A 16,359-nucleotide genomic window follows, 5' to 3' on the forward strand; every position below is an offset into this window, starting at 1 on the left:
TAGGACAGGACGGTGTCCAACTGGGGCTGGGAGATGACCGGGCCCATGGTGGCGGCGTCGTCCAGGCTGTGCCCGACCCGCTGGGTTTCCATGAAGTCCAGCAGCCGCTTGGTGAACTCATCAACGATGGACCGCTGAACCAGCACCCTGGTCCCGGCATAGCAAACCTGCCCTGAGTTGCCGAAAACGCCCATTGCGGCGCCGGGCACGGCTTTGTCCAAGTCCGCGTCGGCGCAGATGATGTCCGCGGACTTGCCGCCCAGTTCAAGCTGCAGCTTCTTGATATTCGTCGTGGACGCCTCAATGATGCGCCGGCCGGTCTCCGTGGAACCGGTGAAGGCGATGCGGTCCACGTCGGGGTGGGCCGCCAGCGCGCTGCCGGCATCCCTGCCCAACCCAGTGACGACGTTGACGACCCCTGCCGGCACCCCGGCTTCGTGCAGGATCTCGGCAACCCGCAGGACCGACAGAAAGGCCTCCTCCGACGGCTTGAGCACGGTGGTGCAGCCGCTGGCCAGAACGGCCCCGATGATCCAGAACTGACCCCCGAGGGGACCGTTCCAGGGGATGATGCCGCCGATGACACCGACCGGGGCTTTCAACGTCATCGTGGCGACGTTGCCCGGGATGCCGTTCATCAGAGTCTCGCCTGAGATGTTGGTGGCCTGTCCGGCGAAGAATGTCAGCATCTTCATCAGGGCGGGCTTGGAGTTGCGCAGCCTGGAGATCGGGGCGCCCATGTCCAGTGCCTCGATCTGGATCAGTTCCTCGAATCTTTCGTCAAGGACCTGGGCGATGCGTGTGAGCAATCCCTGGCGCTCGTAGGGTGTCCAGGTGCTCCACGGACCCTTGAACGCCTTGCGTGCAGCGATGACGGCACGGTCGACGTCGGCCTCACCGCCGGCAGCAAAGCGCGCCAGGAGCTCGCCGGTGGACGGGGTGGTGGTGGTCAATGTCTTTCCCGACACGGCCGGGACCCTCTGTCCATCGATAAAGAGGTGGTGCACGTCTCGGGACAGGAAACTCTGCGCCTGCTCGCTCACTGCGAAGTTCTGCTCGGTGGCGGTCATGATTTTCCTCTCAGATGACCTTTGGCATTCCGTCAATCAAAAATGAAGACGCCTTTGCCGATCTTGCGTTGATCGAACAGCTCGTAGGCCTGCTCTGCTTCGGCCAGGCGGAACTCGTTCGTGAACAGGGATTCAACGTCCAGGCCTCGTTCGGCGATGAACTGGGCGCAGTCTTCCTGCTGGTTTTTGCTGAACGTGAGTGAGCCGAGGACTGTTTTGTGCAAATGGATGAGCTCTTCGCTGTCCAGATCGATTTTGCCGAAGACTCCGACCATGCAGGCGGTGCCCCAGGGCCGGACTGCTTGAATCGCCTGCCGGCGTACGGCGGGAATGGCACTGCATTCTATGGATTTGTCCGCCCCTTCACCGCGTCGGGTCAGCTCACGTACAGCGGCAACGGGGTCCTGCTCCAGCGAGTTGACCACGTGGTCCGCTCCGAGTTGCTTGGCCATGTCCAGCCGTGAAGGCTCGACGTCGATTGCAACGACCCTGGCGCCGAATGCCTTCGCCAGCATAGTGACGCTCAGCCCAACCGGTCCTTGACCAAAGACCGCTACCGTTTCGTCTGCGGAAAGCTCGACCCTCTTGATAGCTGCGAACGCCGTTCCGGTGCCACACGAGATGGCCGCTCCGGTTTTGAACGAGAGAGAGTCGGGCAATTTGATGAGTGTGTGCGCGGGAACCTTCATGAAGTCGGCATGCCCTCCGTCGCCGTTCAGTCCGCCGTAAACGATGCGCGCGTTCGGGCAGTACTGCGTCCAGCCGGACCTGCAGTACTGGCAGGTACGGCACCCGTCGTAGTGGTGGACCATAACGCGGTCCCCGACTTTGGCTTCGGTGGGCCGCACAGCGTCGCCGACAAGCTCGACAACTCCACAGGGCTCATGCCCTTCAATCACCAGTTCAGGTCCGGTACGCAATGGACCGTGGAGGTGATGAAGATCGCTCCCACACATACCGGAGGCCTTCATACGGATGACCACTTCATCCGGTCCCGGTACCGGATCCGGATAGTCGCGGATCTCGAGTTTGCCTTCGCCTTGGAAAACAACAGCTTTCATGATTACTCCTCGTCCCCTCGAGATTGTTGTGTCGGGCATGGTCCGCCGGAAGTGGCGGCGGCAGCGGGAGCGACGGCCAGCAGTGTCCGCTCCGGAATGACTCTTGAAATACGCGTGCGGCTGGATGGGTCGAGAGTGCACGTTTGGCACCGGCCCGATCGACATTGTTCAGTCATGCGTCTTACTACCTTCGGCTGAGTGTTGGGTGGTCAGCGGCGTGAATACTCGGGCATGTTGATACATACCGTGTCGATCTGACTAACTTGCACGCCCTGCTTCACCGGCTCTGGGTTCGCAGCTTTGGCACTGCTCTGCATGGCCCATGGGTACCCATTGATGATATCCTGCATTATGGGACTTGGTCAACGACGAGCCTAACTCCAGGTTCTACGTACAGTACAGAAAAGGCGGGGCGCACTTGGCAAAGCCATCGCAGTGTCGGCGACGTAATAAGAGCTTCTGCCCGGCACCTGTCCCGAAAGTCCGTGGCCGTTTATCTCCATTCCGCGCATTTTCATGATTTCCCCAAACGAAAGGTGTCTCATGCCCGTGCCTTCCAGTGATCTGGTTGAACACTTCGCGAGCTTTGTCGCTGAGACCAGCTACGCAAGTACGCCTCCCGACGCCGTTGAGGCGGCAAAAAAGAGCATCCTTGACACATTCGGGGTTATCCTTGCCGCGAGTGGAACGGAACCGGCCGTTCGCGGTTTGGTGGAGATCGTCCAGGAGAGCGCTGGCCGGCCGGAATCGTCCATACTCGCTTTCGGCGGCCAGGCTCCCGCGATCATGGCTGCATTTGCTAATGGCGCTATGGCGCACTGCCTGGATTTCGACGATCAAACCCCTTGGGGCCAGCATTCGTCCAGTTCCATCGTCCCGGCCGCGTTCGCCGTTGCCGAACGCATTGGGGGTGTGACTGGCAAGGACATGATCGCTGCCGTCGCTGCCGGACAGGACATCTTCGCCCGACTGCGCTGCAATGTTGGATGGAAAAAAGACTGGAACCTTTCACCGGTGATAGGAGTGTTTGCCGCTGTTGCTGCTGCGGGCCACCTGCTGCACTTGTCGCGCGAAGAGATAGTAAATGCCTTTGGCATCGCCACTATGCAATCGGCCGGGCTTATGGAGCTTGTGGCCGGAACTGGCGGCAATGTCCGCGGAATGTATGCCGGGTTCTCAGCTAAAGGTGCCGTTCTCGCTGTACTGCTCGCCCAGAAAGGCGTGACCGGAGTCCCGACTGTCTTCGAGGGCCAATATGGATTCTTCAACACCTATTTCGACGGCCGATACAACCGCGAAGCCATCCTCGAAGGCCTGGGGAAAGACTTCAAAGGCAGCGGAACCCTGTATAAGCTCTGGCCGACCGTGGGCACCGCCCATAGCCACATCCACGCCACGATTGAGCTGTTGAACGAGAACAACCTTCAACTGGACGACGTGAGAGAAATCCGTCTCCACGTCGGCGACTATCACGATCTGATGTGTCGGCCGCTGGAGGAGAGGCGGGCCCCGTCAACGCTGGTGGACGCCAAGTTCAGCCTTCCCTTCCTGGTGGCTGTGGCGGCCGTTCATCGGGGTGTGAAGGTGTCACATTTCACCGAGGAAGCGCTGAAGGATCCCAGAGTCCTGGCCGTAGCCCGGAAGATAGTTCCCGTGGGCGACGCAAGCCTTGACTGGAAGCTCGAGCTGCCGCCAGGACGCGTAGAGCTCGAAATGACCGACGGCAGGACATTCAGCAAGGTGGGGACCGGTGTCCCGGGCAACCCGGAAGCCCCGTTGGACTGGAAGGCCATTGGACAAAAGTTCAGGGACTGTGCGGATGCCTCGGTCACGCGCCCGGCATCCGATCAGATTGCCACCGCAGAGGGCATCGCACAGAACCTTGAAACTGTTCCCGATGCCGTGGAACTGGTACGGGTGCTGGCCCCCCGGAGCTGAACCTTCGCCATGTCAAAAGTGCAGCACCCCGGATCCCATGGAACCGGGGTGCTGCACTTTTGAGACCGAACCTGCTTACGGTGCTGCCAACGCGATCTTCATATTTTCAGGCGTGAGCAGGCTGGAAACGGGGACGCTGGAGGGGATCTCCGGGCTGTTGGTGTCAAGGACCGCGTCGCTTGAAACGGTTGGAACCCGCACAGGAACCTGGGCGGGAACCTCCCGGCCTTCCTTAATCTTGATTCCGGCAGTGACGCCAAACCGGCCGAACCAGACGTGGCTGCTCGCGAGCCAGGACTTGGGGGTGATTCCAGCGTCCTTCGCCTGCTGGACCAGGGTGAGCCAGGAGTAGTTCATCACGTCGCTCAGGAAGGCCGGAGGTGTCTTGCGATCGTCGATGTAGGGCTTCAGGAAGTCGTCGGTGGTGTAGTCGTAGATGACTGCCGCGGGCTCCTGTCCCGAGGCCAGAAGGGCGTTCGCAGCCTGCGCCGCGCCTTGCGCTGTCCACTGGGTGAAGCCCTCCGTGGTCTGGGTCCAGCCGGCACCGTCGAGGACCTTTTTCAGGCAGGGCTGCCATTCTGCGGCGTTGCTGTTGCCTGGGATGCCGGTGTACAGGGCGTAGGACTTGTCATTGCCGAGCTCATCAACCAAGGCCTGGGCGCCCTCGGTGTAGAGCTCGCATAGGGCCAGTGGGACCTGGGCTGACACGGACGATGCTGCGTCACCTGGTAGCGGGGTGTTCACTGTGACAACGGTGATCCCTGCCTGCTTGGCCTGCTGCAGCGCAGACGCGATGGCTCCACCAAAGACCGGGTCGGTGACGATGATGTCGACCTTCTGGGCTATAAGGCTCCGCAGGTTTGCCAGTACCGCCGCGACATCGCCGTTGGCGTTGTTGTAGACGATCTTCTTGACCTGCGGATAGGCCAACGCCTGCGCCGTGGCTTCGCCGCGGAAAATGTTGCCCCACGCGTTGCTGCTTTGCATCGCCAAGGCAACGGTCAGGGTACCGCGTCCGGTGTCGCAGGAACCCTGTTGCAGGCAGGTTTTGAACAGTGCATTCTGCTCGGGTGTGAGTGGTTTTGAGGCAGCTGCCATGGCGTCGGCCGCTACCGGGTCCAGATCGGAAACGGGGATGTCGGTCAGGAAGGTCTTCTTGATCGTGGCCGCGAGGGCCTGCTGGTCGACGCTTTGGGCGGTGATGTCCTCGCCGGAAGCGGTCGCAGGCGCGCTGGAACCGCCGGAGGACCCCGTCGTCGAGCAGGCTGCCAACGACGCTGCCAGCACGCACGCTGACAGCAGTTGAAGAACCGATCGGTTCTTGTGCGGCCCTGAGCGGGCCGGGGATGACATGTTCATTTAATGTAACTCCTCAGTGGATGGGTAGCGGCGCACACGGTTTCGCCTTTGATGTGGGCGCCAATGACAGGCTGTGACAAACGGGTAAGCCTTGGGGACACGCAAGAGATGCGTGGTGAAAGCTGCTTGCTAAGAGCCGCGGGTCCCGGAGAGTGGGGACCCGCGGCGTTGTGAGGCTGAATCTGCTTACGGTGCTGCCAGTGCGAGGTTCATCTGCTCGGGCGTGAGCAGGCTGGAAGCGGGAACACGGGAGGGGATTTCCGGGCTGTTGATGTTCATAACCGAATCGGTTGTGACGACCGGTACCCGAACGGGCACCTCAGCGGGAACCTGCTGGCCTTCCCTGATCTTGATTCCGGCGGTGACGCCGAACCGGGGGAACCAGACGTGGCTGCTTGCCAGCCAGGACTTCGGGTTGATACCCGCATCCTTCGCCTGCTGAACCGTTGTGAACCATGAGTGGGTCATCACGTCGCTCAGGAAGGCCGGGGGCGTCTTGCGATCGGCAATGTATGGCTTCAGGAAGTCATCGGTCGTGTCGTCATAGATGATGGCGTCAGGCTGCTGGCCCGATGCGAGAAGGGCGTTGGCAGCCTGCGCTGCGCCTTGCGCTGTCCACTGCGTGAAGCCCTCCGTGATCTGGGTCCAGCCGGCGCCTTCGAGGACCTTCTTTGCGCACGGCTGCCATGCTGCTGCGTTGCTGTTGCCGGGGATGCCGGTGTACAGGGCGTAGGTCTTGTTGTTCCCAAGCTCATTCACCAAGGTCTGGGCGCCCTCGGTGTACAGGTCGCATAGCGCCAGCGGAACCTGTGCAGAGACCGAGGACGCGACATCCCCGGGAAGCGGGGTGTTATATGTGACGACCGTCACGCCTGCCTGCTTAGCCTGCTGCAGCGCGGAGGCGATGGCTCCACCAAAGACCGGGTCGGTCACGATGATGTCGACCTTCTGGGCCACCAGGCTTCGCAGGTTCGCCAGCACCGCTGCGACATCGCCGTTGGCGTTGTTGTACACGATTTTCTTCACCTGCGGGTACGCGAGTGCCTGGGCTGTGGCTTCGCCGCGCATGATGCTGGCGAAGGAGTTGCTGTTCTCGAGTGCGATGGCAACGGTCAGGGAGCCGCGACCGGTGTCGCAGGAGCTCTGCTGAAGGCAGGTTTTGAACAGTGCATTCTGCTCGGGTGTCAGCGGCTTTGAGGCGGCTGCCATGGTGTCGGCCACTACCGGGTCCAGATCGGAAACGGGGATGTCGGTCAGGAAGGTCTTCTTGATCGTGGCCGCGAGGGCCTGCTGGTCGACGCTTTGGGCGGTGATGTCCTCGCCGGAAGCGGTCGCAGGCGCGCTGGAACCGCCGGAAGACCCCGTCGTGGAGCAGGCTGCCAACGACGCTGCCAGCAGGAACGCGGCGAGCAGCTGTAGAGCCGATCGATTCTTGAAGGGCCTTGAGTGGCCCGGGGATGCCTTATTCATTGATGTTGCTCCTGAGTGGATGGTTGGGGGCGCCCACGGCTCTTCTTTGATATGGGCGCCCGGGGACAAACTTTGACCTACGGGCCAGCTCCGAAGAGCCTGGGCAGGCAGTGACAGCGCATCTGGCGCCTTCCGCGAAGTGGGGGCTCAGCGGCGTGCGTTCTCTGCTGCGGAGGAAGCGCAGTGTGCTGCTGCTTCCCAAAAGCAGCAGGTTCCGGAGGATGGGACCCGCGACTTATGCGAGGACAGGCCTGCTTAGGGTGCTGCCAGCGCGAGGTTCATCTGTTCGGGCGTGAGCAGGCTGGATACGGGGACGCTGGAGGGGATGTCCGCCCTGTTGGTGTCGAGCACTGAATCAGTCGCCACGGTGGGCACGCGCACGGGGACCTCGGCCGGGATCTGCTGACCTTGCTTGATCTTGATACCGGCCGTCACCCCGAATCGGCCGAACCAGACATGGCTGCTGGCGAGCCAGGAGGTCACATTGGTACCGGACTGCTTGGCCTGCTGAACCAGTGAGAGCCAGGAGTAGTTCATGACGTCGCTCAGGAAGACTGGCGGTGTCCTGCCCTCGGCGATGTAGGGCTTCGCGAAGTCGTCGGTGGTGTAGTCATAGATGATCGCAGCCGGCTCCTGGCCGGAAGCAAGGAGGGCGTTGGCAGCCTGAGCTGCACCCTGAGGAGTCCACTGCGTGAAACCCTCGGTGACCTGGGTCCAGCCAGCACCGTCAAGGACCTTCTTTGCGCACGGCTGCCATGCCGAAGCGCTGCTGTTGCCGGGGATGCCGGTGTACAGCGCGTAGGACTTGCCGTTCCCCAACTTCCTCACCAGGGCTTGGGCGCCCTCGGTGTAGAGGTCGCAGAGCGACAGCGGGACCTGGGCGGACACGGACGACGCCGCATCCTCCGGAAGTTCGCTGTTTACGGTGACGACGGTGATTCCTGCCTGCTTAGCCTGCTGAAGCGCGGACGCGATCGCGCCGCCGAAAACCGGGTCGGTCACGATAATGTCAACCCGCTGCGCTATCAGGCTCCGCAGGTTCGCCAGGACAGCCGCCACGTCACCGTTAGCGTTGTTGTATACGATCCTCTTGACCTGCGGATAAGCCAGCGCCTGGGCCGTGGCTTCACCGCGGAAGACGCTAACCCAGGGATTGGCGTTCTGCATCGCCAATGCCATCGTCAGAGACCCGCGGCCGGTGTCGCAGGAACCCTGCTGGAGGCAGGTCTTGAACAGTTCATTCTGCTCGGGCGTAAAGGACCGGGAAGCGGCGGCCATGGCGTCGGCCACCACGGGGTCCAGGTCGGAAACGGGGATGTCGGTGAGGAATGTCTTCTTGATCGTGGCCGCAAGGGCCTGCTGGTCGACACTCTCTGCGGTGATGTCGTCGCCGGACGCGGCGCCGGTGGTGCCCGAGCCGCCTGACGGGCCCGTCGTCGTCGAGCAGCCAGCCAGCGAGGCCGCCAGCAGAAGCGCTGCGAGCGGCTGAAGAACCGAGCGGTTCCTGTTGGGCCCTGAGCGGGCCCGGGATGCCATTCTCATGGAAGTAACTCCTCATTGGGATGTTTGGTGGCACCCATGACTCTCCTTTGATATGGGCGCCCAAGAAATAGCCAGGCTGGGACAGATGGCAAAAGCTTTGGGCCTCCACCGAAGGTGATGAATTATGCAGAGCCCTCGCTGGAGCGGCGAGAAGTCAGCTTTGATCGTCATCGACCTATGGACAGGAACCCGTGTGTGTCCTTGCTCACGCTTGAACAATATCTCGCAATGTGGGATAGTGTCAATCATCGGGATCGGCCCTGCGCAGATGAAGCGGACGGGCCGGAAGCCGTAATCCCTAGGTTCGCTAAGGATCGGATGAATATTGCTGGGGCAGGAGTGCCTGACCGCCCATCGGCGGAAAAGACTCCTGCCTTGCGCATGAGCTAAACCGCTTGTGACCTACAACACGTTCGCGTTAAGTGGAGGAAAATGCAGCCAACTCTGCGCGAACCAATCCTTCGGTCGCTCCGGCCGAAACTTTACTGAAGCAATGTTGCTTCTGACCCGGAGGTTCAAAGAAGTGTTGAAAACCCTGCGGAGGAATCCGCGATGACTACAGATGTGACACAGAACGGCCCGACCTACATTCCGCCGGCTGCCTCCCAAAACCGGCTGACGGACTTGAAGTACCGATTTCCTGCCCGGTATCTGGCCAGCTGGGGCGCGCTGCTCCTACTGCTGATTTTCGCAGCGGTAATTGCGCCCGCCAGCCTGGGTGGGAATTCAGTACGGGTCGTCAGTGCCCTCGCGGGTGTCCTCGCTTTGGCAGCGATGGGGCAGATGCTTGTCGTGATGTTGGGCGCAATCGATCTTTCGGTCTCTGCCGTGGTTGCTGCCTCGGCCGGAATAGTAGTCCACTACGGTGTGCCGGGAGCGAACCTGTGGCTCGTCATTCCCGCAGCCCTTGTGCTGTCCATGTTTATAGGCATCGTTAACGGCTTCTTTATCTGCGTTCTTCGACTCAACTCGATCATCGTGACACTGGCTACCTACGGAATTGTCACGGGCGGGATGCTTCTGTGGACCGGCGTGTCTTTCTCGCTGACTGGGGAAGCGCCGGAGCAGCTGCAGCAATTTGCCCAGTGGTCCCTCCTGAACATCAACATGTGCTTCATCGCCGCGCTTATTGTCGGTTTGATCCTTGCTGCTGTTCTCTCCTACACCCGTGCCGGGCGCAGGGTGGCCCAGGTCGGATCGAATCCTCGGGCAGCGACCGCTCTTGGGGTGCGGGTCGCCCTGGTGCAGATGAGCACGTTTGCCGCCGTCGGCCTCCTCTACGGAATCGCCGGGGTGCTGGTTGCCGGATTCATTGGAACGCCGGACATCTCCATCGGCGCGCCCTACCAACTGGCGACGGTGACGGCTGTGGCTATTGCCGGACTCACCTTCAGTGGCGGCCCAACCAGTGTCGCGAGCCTGCTCGTGTCCTGCGTCTTCCTGCAGTTGCTTGATCAGGCCCTTGTTGTGGCCGGGTTCCCCACGGGCGCGCGAATTATGATTCAGGGCTTCACCCTCGTCGTCGCAGTGGCGGCGATCACCATCAGCCAGTATGGCCTCGCCGGAATCCGGCGGATTGCAGCGCTGCAGCTGGGAAGGCCGCTGAAATGACGAGTCAACTCACGCCGCCGCCGTCGCGAAGGACCAAAGGAGAACATGTAGTGGAAAAAATCGTGGACGTAGGGACTACACAAGCCGGCTCTGTGCCTGCGGAGACTGACTCGAAAGAGCCAGCCGTCGTCCTCGCGGGAGTGTCCAAGTCGTACCCGGGCGTGAAGGCCCTTAGCGACGTCAACTTCGACTGCCGGCCAGGAGAAGTCCATGCACTCGTGGGAGAAAATGGCTCCGGGAAGTCCACCCTTATCAAGATCGCATCAGGCGTCCTCACCCACGACACTGGTGAAGTCACGATCGGAGGCCAAGCACTGGCCGGCGGATCGGTGAAACGCGCCCGCAAACTTGGGCTGATGACTGCGTACCAGGACACCTCGTTGGTTGAGGAACTTACCGTCGCCGACAACATCGCGCTATCCTTCAACGCTATCGGCGAGCCGCGCCCGGTGGATCTGGACCGCCTTCTTGCCCGCTACGACCTGCCTTTCAAGCCTACCGACCTCGTCGGCGCGCTGGGCCCAGGCGCACGCCAGCTCCTCGAAGTCGCGAGGGCCATGAGCCACCAACCACGCGTCCTGATGCTCGATGAACCGACGGCGGCCCTGGACATGCAATACGCGGCACACCTGGAGGGGCTGATCCGTCAGTCCCGCGACGAGGGAGTCGCCATCGTCTACGTCAGCCACCGACTCGAAGAGGTTCGCCGCCTCGCCGACAGGCTCACCGTCCTCCGCGACGGAGTGATCCAGGGAACCTGGAGTGGCCGAAACTGGGAAGTGGACGAAATAGTCGAAGTCATGGTTGGCGCCCCGACCGATCTCGAGTTTCCTACGCGGACGCCATCGACGGCGCAGAGCAGCAGACTTGAGGTCCGGGACCTGGCCGGGCATGGGTACGGCCCCGTGTCGATTAGCGTCCGTCCGGGCGAGATCGTCGGCGTCGCAGGGGCAGAAGGTAACGGACAGCGTGCCCTGCTCCGTGGCCTCATCGGCGAAAAGCGCACCTCCGGTGAGATCCTTGTCGACGGCAAGCCCGTTGGACGGGGCGGTCCTTCAGCGGCCCTCGACGCCGGCATGAGTTTCCAGAGTGGAGATCGTGCCGTTGAGTCGGTCTACAGCGAGTTGTCCGTAATGGAAAATGCTACTGCCCAGCTGGGCCCTGAAAGCGGTCCGTTCGGTCTTGCCCTGCCCGGCCGCCTGCGGGAGGCCTTCGGGAAGGTGTCAAAGCAGCTCGGCATTGTGGCCGCCTCACCTTACCAGCCCATCAGCGGACTCTCTGGCGGCAACCAGCAGAAAGCTGTCCTTGCCAGGCCGGCTCTGCGGCCCCCCAAGGTCCTGATCGTTGACGAACCGACTCAAGGTGTCGACGCGCGGGCCCGCATGGACATCTACCGCGTCCTGTCCAATGCAGCAGAGGAAGGAATGGCCGTACTCGTAAATTCCTCAGACTCTGCTGAACTGGCAGGGCTGTGCGACAGGGTCTACGTTATGTCCCGGGGCAAGGTGGTCCAGGAGATTGCCAGTCCGATGACCGAGTCCGCCATCGTCCGTGGCTTTGTCAGTGCAGCTGACGTCGACCAAAGCCACGTCGATCAAGTGCCAAGCGACGCGGGGTTCGTGTCCCGACTCATCGCGCGCGCTACCTCAAATTTCCCCATCGTTGTTCTGTTGCTGCTGACTGCAATAGTGGCGGGATACGCAGGCAGCCAATCGCCGTTTTTCTGGACCTGGCCCAACCTGGCGAACATGCTGATCATCGCTCTGCCATTGGCCTTCGTCGCGCTCGGACAGCAGTTCACCATGCTTTCGAGAGGCTTCGACTTGTCTATCGGGTCAACAATAAGTCTCACCGTAGTCCTTGTCTCCATGACGCTACCGGACTTAAGTCCCGGGTCGCTGCTGGGAACGATTCCATTGCTTCTTCTCGTCGCGGCGGCCATCGGCGGTTTCAACGCCGTGCTGATTGGCTGGCTCAAGATCAACGCAGTGGTCGCCACTATTGCCACGATGGGCATTGTCCAGGGAATCGCAATCATCCTGCGTCCCGCCCCGGGTGGCGTCATTGCACCTGACCTCGGAACTGCAGTCAGCCTCGGAATTGCCTTCTTGCCGGCGCCCTTTATCGGCCTGATCGTGCTGACAATCGCACTGGAACTCTGGCTCTTCCGCAGCCGTACAGGGCTGGCAGTGCGAGCAGCCGGATTCAATCCCGAAGCAAGCCGAAGGATCGGCCGGCAGGTCGGCGTTATTCGGGCCGTCGGACTTCTCGTGTGCGCCCTCGGTGCGGTCGTCGGAGGCGTGCTCCTGGCATCCCAGACAGGGATCGGCTCCAACGCCGTCGGAGCTACCTACTCTCTTCCCGCGTTCGCCGCAGTGTTCCTGGGAGGGGCAGTTATGACCGGCGGCAGGGGCTCCTTCGTTGGTGCCCTTCTGGGCGCCGTGTTCCTCTCGCTGCTCGACAATGTCACCCCGCTGCTGAACATCCCGAACGCGACCGAGCAAGTCATTTACGGCATCATCCTGCTCGTTGCAGTGTCCGGCTACACAGTGGCCCAGCGGGTACGAACCCGCAAATGAGGTAAGTATCTATCAGTGCCAGCCCATTTGAAACACCTCTTCCAACAAGCCTGCTGACAAGAAGGAGCCTGATATTGCGTGCAAGACAGGAAATCGTTGACCTGTTGACCGAGTACTACGCCGAAATGGAGACTAACGACCCCGAGCGGTATGGCAAGTATTTCGCAGACGACATCACTTTGACCTTCGCTCCCGCGCCGACGATCACCGGTCGCGAGGCGGCGCTCACCGCGATGTCGGGGCTGCTGGGTCGGGTGCAATCCCTCCACCACGATCTGGTCAACGTGTGGGAGGAAGATGAAGGCGTCGTTATCTTCGAGTCCCTAGGGGTTTGGCACCTCCAGGACGGAAGGAGCGTGTCGATCAAGGCATGTTCCGTCTTCACAGTGGAAGAAGGAAAGTTCACGGATCAGCGCATCTATGTGGACAATTCGCCCCTCTTCGCACTGCTCGATGAACCAGTAGCGTCACGCCAGTCATAGCGGCGGACCGCTCCGTCACTACCCGCACGCGGGTAGAACTATGGCACCGTAACCATGCCTGCCGCTTGACCCTTAGCTGGCCGCTTCACCGGCCCTCTGGTTCAGAAGCAGTACGGTCCCTGCACGCGTTTCCCAAGACGTCATGTGCAGGGACCGTTTCGTTTTGTAGGCCCATACGGCGGGCCCAGGACCTTACCGGTTGGATCTGTTCCCCCCAGAAAAGGACGTAGCCCGTGGCACCCGACTCCGTGGGGGCTGTAACAGTAAAGTCCAGAAACCCCTTAGCCACTTTTGTCCTGGCCGGGGGCACGTTCCTCATGGGAACGACCGAGTTTATTGTTGCAGGCCTTCTCCCAACAATCGCTGCCGATCTCGGGGTGACGGTTGCTGACGCGGGCCTGATGATCACGGTTTTCGCGATTGGCATGGTCGTGGGGACGCCACTCATGGCGGTTCTGATGCTAAAGCTCTCCCAGAGAACTGCGCTCTGCCTCTCTCTGGTGATCTTCGCCATCGGACATGTCATCGTGGCCACCACGTCCGACTTCGCACTCGTATTGAGCGCCCGAGTTGTTACAGCCCTTGCCACCGGCGCCTTCTGGGCTGTTGCGGCGGTAGTGGCGTCACGTGAAGCAGGACCGGAAGAAAGTTCGCGGGCGGTGGGCATCGTGATCAGCGTGGGAATGCTCGCCAACGTCATTGGGGTTCCTGTCGGGTCCCTGGCCGGCCAGTTCGTAGGTTGGAGAGGACCGTTCTGGATCCTCGCTGCTCTCGCCGGGCTCGGGCTTATTGCCGTTTACCGCACACTCATGCACAACCCGCCTGAGACGGACGCCGTCTCGGACCGGGCAGAGTTCAAAGCATTGCAGGATGTCCGCGTTTGGCTCGTCCTGGCCTGCTGTGTGGCCGTCAATGGCGCGTCGTATTCCGCGTACAGCTATCTCGTTCCGCTCCTAATGGTCAATACGGGCCTCCCCGAAGTTGTAACCCCATTCGTGTTGCTCGGTTACGGAGTGGGAGCCTTCATTGGCTCGTATACTGGCGGCCATCTGGGCGCCAGGCGGCCGTACTCCGTGCTGTTTGCGACTACGACAGGAACCTTACTGGTGCTCGGTGCCCTCTGTCTTGTGTCGCAGCAATCGGTCCTAACGATTTGCCTAACGGTGCTTCTGGGACTTTTCGGGGTGTCCATGCACCCCATCCTCATCGCGATGGCGGTTCGGCTCGCCGCAGGTGCGCCGACCCTTGCTTCAGCCCTGTGCACATCCTTCCTAAACCTCGGAACGGCCGTCGGGTCGTGGAGTGCAGGACTGGCACTCGAGTCGGAATTGGGTGTATTAGGACCTGTCGTTGTTGGCACGGCGATTGCCGCCCTCTGCTTCATACCCCTGGGCCTGCTTGCATCCAGACAGCGGCAGGTTGTATCAGCCTGACGGAGGATCCCTGACAGACACCGAGCAAGTAGGGAGATCGGCAAGTGTGGAGGAACTTCCGAATCAGAAGGGCATCAGCGGCAAGAATTGTTGTTGATGATATCCTGCACTATGGGATAATTTAAATCATCGGCGGGCGCCAGTGCAGCACACCAGCAGAGGTGAAGCCAGCCGTCAGCCCTGTTCGAAGGATCGACGTGATTCAGGCCTGCACCTTTCTGCATGGAAGAGACGGACCCCAGACAGCTTATTTGCCTTTACCGGAGGCCAGGAGGAATGCATGGAAGACAACCATAAGCGCCCACGCTATAGGGGGCACTTCGTCGGGTCAGCAACGGTCGTCGGAGCATTCTACGGCCACGGAACCACTAATTTGGAACTTCAAACTTTCACGGGTGAATACATTGAGTACTCCATTGACGCCGTTCCCGACTCCGCGGGGGCAGTCGAGCTCCGCGGTAAGAATTTCCGTCCCCTCTCAGTCAAGATCCAGCGCGGTGGAGAGCGCTGCAGTGTGATTGCGCTGACCCCGGGTGGAACCCGACCCACAAGCGTAACTCTGGGCACGGCCTTGGCCCTGCACCAGTCCGGAGTCCACACGGTGGTCGAAGGGGGCCTGCGGGCCGAAGTGTCATGTCCCAGACCGCAACGGTCCGGAAGCTCCACGCGGCGCCTCAAACCCCTCGACACAAATGCGGTAATGAAGACGCGGTAGCTGCCGCAACATCCTGCCCCTTAGAACCACTCTCTCTACCAATTCAAGAACTATTGGAACTTCACAAACGAACGGCGGACATACGTACGTGGAGTGGGGGAGTGCACATGACCGTAGGGACTGCCCCGGCTTTTGTTGACTCGGGGTCTTAAGCCGCTGTAAGCGCGGTCTGGTTGGTTGTTTCATATTCGATGGGCGTGAGTTTGCCCGGCCGTCTTTACCGTCGCCTGCGGTGATAGGACCGCTCGATCCAAGTTGTGATGGCCAGTCGGAGGTCCTGCCTGGTGAGCCACCGCTGAGGTGCGGGACGTTCTTCTGCAGCAGGGAGAAAACGATTCCATCGCTGCGTTGTCCACGCGCCGCCCCTGCCCATCGATCCAGTGAGCCCGTGGTGCCGCGGTGACTCGACGAACCGGCAGGACCGGAACTGGGTCCCGCGATCGGAGTGCACCACTGTCCCTGCCGGGCGGCGTGCCAGCACAGCCTTCTCCAGCGCTGCTACGGCCAGCGAGGACTTCATCAGCGCGTCCATCGAGTACCGACGATCCTGCTGAAATCCCGCTCGACCAGGTCGTCCTGAACCCGTGGCCCCGGTCTGCGGTTCAGGCCCCGCTTCTTTGCGAACACCGACCAGATGCTGTGGTCCCAGCACAAGCGCTGGACCCTGTTCTCACCCGCCACGAGCACAAGCTCGCTAGGTCAAGGAGTTCGCAAAACCGGGGGCAGTCCCGTAGGTGGACTGTTGGCCTGTCAAGGGCAACAGACTGTTGTGCAGGTGTCCCGCCTCGAAGAACATTGCGTGGCTCGGCATCTGCCCGCTTCATCGGCGCCGCGGTCACACCACCGGCGATGGGCGGCAAAATGGGGACTCACATGGTGTGAGTCCCCATCTTTCTTGCACCCAGGCCGGGCTCTAACAATCCTGACCCGATAATTTCAGATGCGCGATCGGCGGGCCGATCACTTCTACAGGGTCATCAGTCGGTGTAGGGGAGGTCGCGTGTGGTGGAGAGGTCCCAGACGACGGCTTTGCGGCGGGTGTACATGGCGATGGAGTCAAAGCCGTTTTCTTTGCCGAAGCCGCTTTGTTTCATGCCTC

The 16,359-nt window shown here is 61.3% G+C and carries 10 protein-coding genes and 1 pseudogene; 5 read left to right on the forward strand and 6 right to left on the reverse strand.

The window, feature by feature from the left end; translation table 11 throughout:
- Together J2X42_RS23160 and J2X42_RS23165 are read right to left on the reverse strand one after the other, a co-directional pair.
- The coding region (locus tag J2X42_RS23160; protein WP_310168472.1) for an aldehyde dehydrogenase family protein at positions 1–1,070 on the reverse strand (1,070 nt) is incomplete at its 3' end.
- A 32-nt stretch (positions 1,071–1,102) separates the two neighbouring features.
- The gene (locus tag J2X42_RS23165; RefSeq protein WP_310168473.1) at positions 1,103–2,131 is read right to left on the reverse strand and encodes a zinc-binding dehydrogenase; all 1,029 of its coding nucleotides are present in this window, start codon (positions 2,129–2,131) and stop codon (positions 1,103–1,105) included.
- 543 nt (positions 2,132–2,674) lie between these two features.
- On the opposite strand from J2X42_RS23165, the gene J2X42_RS23170 reads away from it, so the two are divergent.
- Positions 2,675–4,069 carry an MmgE/PrpD family protein gene (locus J2X42_RS23170; protein ID WP_310168475.1) on the forward strand — a complete coding sequence of 465 codons (1,395 nt, stop codon included), beginning with the start codon at positions 2,675–2,677 and terminating at the stop codon, positions 4,067–4,069.
- Positions 4,070–4,144: 75 nt separating this feature from the next.
- Here J2X42_RS23170 and J2X42_RS23175 read toward each other — a convergent pair whose 3' ends face one another.
- The 3 genes from J2X42_RS23175 to J2X42_RS23185 all read right to left on the reverse strand — a co-directional run bounded on the left by J2X42_RS23175 (position 4,145) and on the right by J2X42_RS23185 (position 8,440).
- A complete protein-coding gene (locus tag J2X42_RS23175) occupies positions 4,145–5,428 on the reverse strand; it encodes a substrate-binding domain-containing protein (protein ID WP_310168476.1) in 1,284 nt (427 codons plus the stop codon).
- Between the two features lie 186 nt (positions 5,429–5,614).
- Positions 5,615–6,898 carry a substrate-binding domain-containing protein gene (locus tag J2X42_RS23180; RefSeq protein ID WP_310168477.1) on the reverse strand — a complete coding sequence of 428 codons (1,284 nt, stop codon included), beginning with the start codon at positions 6,896–6,898 and terminating at the stop codon, positions 5,615–5,617.
- A gap of 255 nt (positions 6,899–7,153) precedes the next feature.
- A complete protein-coding gene (locus J2X42_RS23185) occupies positions 7,154–8,440 on the reverse strand; it encodes a substrate-binding domain-containing protein (RefSeq protein ID WP_310168478.1) in 1,287 nt (428 codons plus the stop codon).
- Positions 8,441–8,992: 552 nt separating this feature from the next.
- On the opposite strand from J2X42_RS23185, the gene J2X42_RS23190 reads away from it, so the two are divergent.
- The 4 genes from J2X42_RS23190 to J2X42_RS23205 all read left to right on the forward strand — a co-directional run bounded on the left by J2X42_RS23190 (position 8,993) and on the right by J2X42_RS23205 (position 14,545).
- Entirely contained in the window at positions 8,993–10,051 is a 1,059-nt protein-coding gene (locus J2X42_RS23190) for an ABC transporter permease (RefSeq protein WP_310168479.1), read from the forward strand.
- 50 nt (positions 10,052–10,101) lie between these two features.
- Complete coding sequence (locus J2X42_RS23195) at positions 10,102–12,630, forward strand: ATP-binding cassette domain-containing protein (protein ID WP_310168480.1); 2,529 nt, start codon at positions 10,102–10,104, stop codon at positions 12,628–12,630.
- 74 nt (positions 12,631–12,704) lie between these two features.
- Positions 12,705–13,112: a nuclear transport factor 2 family protein gene (locus J2X42_RS23200; RefSeq protein ID WP_310168481.1), complete on the forward strand. Its 408-nt coding sequence runs from the start codon at positions 12,705–12,707 to the stop codon at positions 13,110–13,112.
- A gap of 233 nt (positions 13,113–13,345) precedes the next feature.
- The gene (locus tag J2X42_RS23205) at positions 13,346–14,545 is read left to right on the forward strand and encodes an MFS transporter (protein ID WP_310168482.1); all 1,200 of its coding nucleotides are present in this window, start codon (positions 13,346–13,348) and stop codon (positions 14,543–14,545) included.
- An 863-nt stretch (positions 14,546–15,408) separates the two neighbouring features.
- Here the strand turns inward: J2X42_RS23205 and J2X42_RS23210 are convergent.
- Positions 15,409–15,944, reverse strand: a pseudogene (locus J2X42_RS23210) (IS3 family transposase); the annotation flags it as partial.
- Between the last annotated feature and the right edge of the window lie 415 nt (positions 15,945–16,359).

The organism is Arthrobacter sp. BE255 (assembly GCF_031457335.1).
Lineage (GTDB): Bacteria > Actinomycetota > Actinomycetes > Actinomycetales > Micrococcaceae > Arthrobacter.

Excerpts from the sequence above, each read along its gene's own strand:
- J2X42_RS23175 (WP_310168476.1), bottom strand. The coding sequence starts at position 5,428 with ATGAACATGTCATCCCCGGCCCGCTCAGGGCCGCACAAGAACCGATCG.
- J2X42_RS23165 (WP_310168473.1), bottom strand. The coding sequence starts at position 2,131 with ATGAAAGCTGTTGTTTTCCAAGGCGAAGGCAAACTCGAGATCCGCGAC.
- J2X42_RS23180 (WP_310168477.1), bottom strand. The coding sequence starts at position 6,898 with ATGAATAAGGCATCCCCGGGCCACTCAAGGCCCTTCAAGAATCGATCG.
- J2X42_RS23185 (WP_310168478.1), bottom strand. The coding sequence starts at position 8,440 with ATGAGAATGGCATCCCGGGCCCGCTCAGGGCCCAACAGGAACCGCTCG.
- J2X42_RS23190 (WP_310168479.1), top strand. The coding sequence starts at position 8,993 with ATGACTACAGATGTGACACAGAACGGCCCGACCTACATTCCGCCGGCT.
- J2X42_RS23170 (WP_310168475.1), top strand. The coding sequence starts at position 2,675 with ATGCCCGTGCCTTCCAGTGATCTGGTTGAACACTTCGCGAGCTTTGTC.